The 501-nt window shown below is 23.4% G+C and carries 1 protein-coding gene; it reads right to left on the bottom strand.

All coding sequences use genetic code 11. From position 1 onward, the window contains the following. The coding region (locus HMPREF2663_RS10200) for a DUF443 family protein (protein ID WP_070846373.1) at window positions 1-461 on the bottom strand (461 nt) is incomplete at its 3' end. Between the last annotated feature and the right edge of the window lie 40 nt (window positions 462-501).

Raw genomic sequence — 501 nt, 5'->3', positions numbered from 1 at the left:
TGAGCGTATAACAACACATTTTGAAATAAGATAAATGATAGTACTAGCATAATGCCAAGTATATATATATAATTTGATTGATTTCGTATTATAAAACCGAATACTAATGCTATTATTATAAAACTCAAAATAATATTTATTATAATGTTTTTAAATAACTCTTTAACGTTTGGCCAGACAAAGGCACTCATCTTATTTTTACTCATACGTATTTTAAGTTTTTTCTTCTTTTTTCTATTAACAATTTCTTTTAAAGTAATTAATGGAATTATTGCTATTAATACTAAAATAATATTTAGTAATAAGTTGGTAGTAAAATTCATATAATCTAAAATGGGCTTTGATAGAATACCAAATAAGACACCTATACTTGTTCCTATACTCCCCAATGCATTATTTTTATTTTCACTTATATGAATTTTCCTTATATTACCTAATTGATCTTTATCAATCTCAATCAAAACTTGTCTCGTCAAATAATTCAACAATGGGAATATATAT

The organism is Staphylococcus sp. HMSC077D08 (assembly GCF_001837945.1).
Taxonomy (GTDB): Bacteria; Bacillota; Bacilli; order Staphylococcales; family Staphylococcaceae; genus Staphylococcus; species Staphylococcus epidermidis.
This window is presented reverse-complemented; position numbering and strand designations above follow the sequence as displayed.